General features: G+C 71.8%; 5 protein-coding genes. 3 read left to right on the forward strand and 2 right to left on the reverse strand.

Going from position 1 to position 4,307, the window contains the following annotated elements; translation table 11 throughout:
- Nucleotides 1–1,171, forward strand: a 1,171-nt coding sequence (locus A6Q79_RS16470) for a S8 family serine peptidase (RefSeq protein ID WP_317698797.1), incomplete at its 5' end; no start/stop codon positions are given.
- 113 nt (nt 1,172–1,284) lie between these two features.
- Nucleotides 1,285–1,632, forward strand: a complete 348-nt coding sequence (locus tag A6Q79_RS16475; RefSeq protein WP_286689398.1) for a hypothetical protein — start codon at nt 1,285–1,287, stop codon at nt 1,630–1,632.
- A 19-nt stretch (nt 1,633–1,651) separates the two neighbouring features.
- Here the strand turns inward: A6Q79_RS16475 and A6Q79_RS16480 are convergent, their stop codons facing one another.
- Nucleotides 1,652–2,092, reverse strand: coding sequence for a VOC family protein (locus A6Q79_RS16480; protein ID WP_286689399.1), 441 nt, complete (start codon nt 2,090–2,092; stop codon nt 1,652–1,654).
- Nucleotides 2,093–2,171: 79 nt separating this feature from the next.
- On the opposite strand from A6Q79_RS16480, the gene A6Q79_RS16485 reads away from it, so the two are divergent.
- Nucleotides 2,172–2,594: a DUF3806 domain-containing protein gene (locus A6Q79_RS16485; protein WP_286689400.1), complete on the forward strand. Its 423-nt coding sequence runs from the start codon at nt 2,172–2,174 to the stop codon at nt 2,592–2,594.
- Between the two features lie 9 nt (nt 2,595–2,603).
- Here the strand turns inward: A6Q79_RS16485 and A6Q79_RS16490 are convergent, their stop codons facing one another.
- Complete coding sequence (locus A6Q79_RS16490) at nt 2,604–4,199, reverse strand: protein kinase (RefSeq protein ID WP_286689401.1); 1,596 nt, start codon at nt 4,197–4,199, stop codon at nt 2,604–2,606.
- Nucleotides 4,200–4,307: the final 108 nt, after the last annotated feature.

Below are 4,307 nucleotides of genomic sequence, written 5' to 3' on the forward strand. Positions count from 1 at the left end.
CACCGTCGCCGTCAGCGAGCGCGCCGAGCAGGCGTCCACCCTGCGCCAGTCCGCGCGGAGCCGCTCCACCGAGCGCGCCGAGCTCAAGGGCGAGTTCGCGAACACGCCCCAGAAGTACGTCAAGCCCGACCCGCGCGAGGGCGAGCAGTGGGACATGGCGCACATCAAGGCCGACCACGCCCACGAGATCACCGACGGCTCCCGCAAGGTGCTCGTCGGCGTCCTCGACAGCGGCATCGACGCCGACCACCCCGACCTCGCGCCCAACATCGACGTCAACAACTCGGTCAACTGCACCGACGGCGGCACAATCGACCGCTCCCCCACCGGCTGGCAGCCCACCACCAGCGACCACGGCACCCACGTGGCCGGCACCATCGGCGCCGCTCGCAACGGCATCGGCATCACCGGCGTCGCACCGAACGTGCGCATGGCGTCGGTCAAGGTCGTCAACGACGACGGCTTCATCTACCCCGAGTACGCCATCTGCGGCTTCATGTGGGCCGGCCTGCGCGGCATGGACGTCACCAACAACAGCTACTACATCGACCCCTTCGAGTTCTGGTGCCAGGACCAGGCCAACCAGGCCGCCGTCGTCGAGGCCGTCGGCCGCGCCGTCACCTGGTCGACGAAGAAGGGCACCGTCCACGTCGCGGCAGCCGGCAACTCCGCCTACGACCTGTCCCGCAAGACGACGAACGCCAGCAGCCCGAACGACAGCACCCCGATCGAGCGGACCATCAACAACGGCTGCCTCGACATCCCCACCGAGCTGCCCGAGGTCGTCACCGTCTCCTCGTACGCGCAGATCGGCACGTCGAACGAGACGCAGCTGTCGTCGTTCTCCAACCGGGGCAAGAACGTCATCGACGTCGCCGCGCCCGGTTCGCGCATCCTGTCGACGATCGTCAAGGACAACGGCTACGGCCTCAAGAGCGGCACGTCGATGGCGTCGCCGCACGTGGCCGGCGTCGCCGCCCTCATGAAGTCCAAGCACCCCGGCTGGCGGCCGGCGCGTGTCATCCAGCAGCTGAAGGCCCAGGCCGACGAGCGACCCTGCGCACCCCAGCAGACCAGCTCGTCCCCGGGCGCGCTCTGCACCGGATCGCCGTCGAACAACAGCTACGCCGGGCACGGCATGATCGACGCGCTCGACGCCGTTCGTCGCTGACGCAGCACCACGACGCAGCGGCCCCCGAGCTCTCCGCTCGGGGGCCGCTGTCGTGCCGGAACGCGTTCCAGAAGACGAAGACCCGCCCTCACCAGCGGCCCTACGCTGCGGTCATGCGCCTCGCCCGCCTCGTCGCCCTGTCCCTCGGGTCCGTCGTGCTGGCCGGCTGCAGCGGCACCACCACGGCCGAGATCGAGGAGGCCATGGCCGACGACCTCCGCTACGGGACGGAGGGCGCGGCCTGGTTGATCTCCCGCTACGGCGTCCACGCCGACGTCCGCGACGTCGACGTCACCTGCGAGGAGCTCGGCCTCCTCACCGACACGGGCGACTCGCTGCGCTGCGAGGCCCACGTCGAGTACACCGACGGCCGCACCCTCACGGCACCGTTCGACGCCGAGTTCCGGGTCGACGGCGTGTTCCCTCGCCTCCTGGAGGACCCGACGTCCACGGCAGGCTGAGCGAGCCGCTGGACGCTCGTCAGCCGATCCGCTCGGTCAGGGAGACGATGATCCCCTCCGGACCCCGGACGTAGGCCATCAGCCACGTCCCCTCGTGCTCACCGACGTCGCCGACGAGCGCGTAGCCCTCGTCGTCGAGGCGCGCGACGGTCGCCCGCAGGTCGGTGATCTCCAGGCACACCGCACGCAGTCCCACCGCGTGCGGCGGCGCGGGGACCGTCAGCACGTGGCCGGGGCGGTCGTAGCGCGACACCTCCAGCGCTCCCCCGCCGCCCGGCGGACGCAGCCAGACGGTCTCGGTGCGCGCGTCGTGGAGACCGACGACGGTGTCGAGGAACTCCCCCTCGATCGTCATGCGTTCGGCGAGCTCGAGTCCGAGGCTCGTGAAGAAGCTGACCGTGCGGGGCAGGTCAGCCACGGTGAGGTTCACGTGGTCCAGGCGGGGCAGCGACGACGACATCCCTCATCCACGCTCGGCAGGAGGTGTCGTGTCAAGCACCTAGGCTGGCCGACGAACGACGCGCAGCGACGGAGGACCCATGGACGACGTGACGATCGAGGACCTCACCGAGGCCGAGCACCAGTGGCTCCAGGCGCTGCAGGGCGGGCTCGTGCAGATGGGCGTCAAGGACGCCGCGACGCTGTGCGCCGTCTTCCTCGAGGCACGCGAGGCGTGGTGGGACCTTCCCGCCGCAGAGCGCCCCGACCCGAACCCGACCGTCAACGCCTTCGGCGCAGGCATCGGACAGCTGTTCGTCGACGACCTCGGACTGCGGTGGGCGCTCGTCACCGACCAGCACGGCAGCGAGCTCGGCGTCGTGGGCGACCCGTCACTCGTGCTCTACCCCACGAACGCCGTCGCCAAGCGGTGGTCGGGCGAGAACCAGTCGACCCTCGAGGACTACCTCGTGCAGGTCAGCGAGACCGTGCGCGACCTGCAGGCACGGCGACCCGGGCGCTGACGACCAGCGTCAGGGCTTCTTGTCGTCCTTGCCGCCCGGGCCCCCGCCGCCAGGCCCCTTGTCGTTCGTGTCCTGGTTCTTCTCGTCCTTCTTGCCGTTGCCCTGGTCCTGCTGCTGGGGCTGTTGCGGCTGCTGCTGGGTCGGCTGCGTCTGCTGGACCACCGGCGCGACGGCCACCGCGATGGTCACGGTCGAGCCGACCGTCACCCGACCCGTCGGGTCGACGACGACGACCGTGCCGGCCGTCTGGGACGACTCGACGTCGGTGCGCTTCACCGTGAGGCCGAGGTCGCCGAGGGTGGCCGCGACCTCGTCGGCGGGCTGGCCCACCAGGTCGGCCGGAACCGTCACGCGGCCCGACGCCACCTGCAGGGTCACCGGGCCCGAGGTCGGCACGGGAGCACCCGCCTTCGGGCTCTGTCCGACGACCTCGCCCTCCTTCGCGTTCGGCTCGTCGACGGTCTCGGTCTTGACCGTCGCGTCCACGGCCTCGACGTCCTTCGTCGCGCTGGCGACCGACTGGCCGACGACGTCGGGCACGGTCTCGTCGGCGTCGGCGAACAGACCGCCGGACATGCCGACCAGCAGCGCGAGGACCGCCAGCGCCGCCACCCCGGCGAACACCGCCAGGCCACGCCGACGTCGACGCGGCTCCTCCGGCTGCGCCTGCATCGCCGCCGTGGCAGAGACGGGCGCGAGCACCGAGGTCGACGCCGTCGCACCCGTGGCACCGAGAGCGCCCATCGGCGCGGTCGCCGCACCCGCGTAGGCGGGCAGCACCTCGGTGACCCCGTCGGTGCGTCCCTGCACCGCGTCGCGCACCTGCGCCGCCGTCGGACGCTTCAGCGGATCCTTGTCGGTCATGGTCTCGACGAGGCGGCGCAGCGGCTCCGGGACGTTGTCGGGCAGGGCCGGCAGCGGGTCGCCCACCTGGGCGAGCGCGGTCGCCACCGACGTCTCGCGTCGGAACGGCGACGTGCCGGTGAGGCACTGGTAGGCCACGAGGCCGAGCGAGTACACGTCGGACGCTCCGGTGGCCGTCACGCCCCGGGCCTGCTCGGGGCTGATGTAGTCGACGGTGCCCAGCACGTTGCCCGTCTGCGTCAGCGGCTCGCGCGACGCGCCGATCGCGATGCCGAAGTCGACGAGCACCGGACGCGACCCCTCCGCGAGCACGATGTTCGCGGGCTTCACGTCGCGGTGCACGATGTCGGCGGCGTGGGCCGCGGCCAGCGCGTCGGCGACGCCGCCGAGCAGACGCTCCACGGCGTCGGGCGCGAGCGTGCCGCGCTGCTTGAGCACCTCCGAGACCGCCGTCCCCTCGACCAGCTGCATGACGATGAACGGGTCCTCGTCCTCGCTCGACTGGTCCTCGCCGACGTCGTAGACGGTCGCAATGCCCGGGTGGTGCAGCCGGCCGGCGGTGCGAGCCTCCTCCTCGAACCGGACGCGCGCGGCGGTGTCGTCGCCGACCTGGTCGCCCTTGAGGATCTTCACGGCGACGTCGCGGTTGAGGCGCAGGTCGCGGGCCCGGTGGACCCGACCCATCCCGCCGGCGCCCAGGAGGTCACCCAGCTCGTAACGGTCGTTCAAGCGTTCGGCCATTCGACCAGGCTAGAGCCCATCGGCCGCAGGCGCGCGCGTCGTGGCGACCCCCACACGGCGTCCTCGCTCGAGTCGTGACGCCGCCCGACCGCTGGCACGCTGTGCCCA

It is taken from the genome of Aeromicrobium sp. REDSEA-S32_B7 (assembly GCF_001626145.1).
Taxonomy (GTDB): Bacteria; Actinomycetota; Actinomycetes; order Propionibacteriales; family Nocardioidaceae; genus Aeromicrobium; species Aeromicrobium erythreum.

What these genes read in the sequence shown, in the direction of transcription:
- A6Q79_RS16475 (WP_286689398.1), top strand. Translation starts at nt 1,285, where the DNA reads ATGCGCCTCGCCCGCCTCGTCGCCCTGTCCCTCGGGTCCGTCGTGCTG.
- A6Q79_RS16480 (WP_286689399.1), bottom strand. Translation starts at nt 2,092, where the DNA reads ATGTCGTCGTCGCTGCCCCGCCTGGACCACGTGAACCTCACCGTGGCT.
- A6Q79_RS16485 (WP_286689400.1), top strand. Translation starts at nt 2,172, where the DNA reads ATGGACGACGTGACGATCGAGGACCTCACCGAGGCCGAGCACCAGTGG.
- A6Q79_RS16490 (WP_286689401.1), bottom strand. Translation starts at nt 4,199, where the DNA reads ATGGCCGAACGCTTGAACGACCGTTACGAGCTGGGTGACCTCCTGGGC.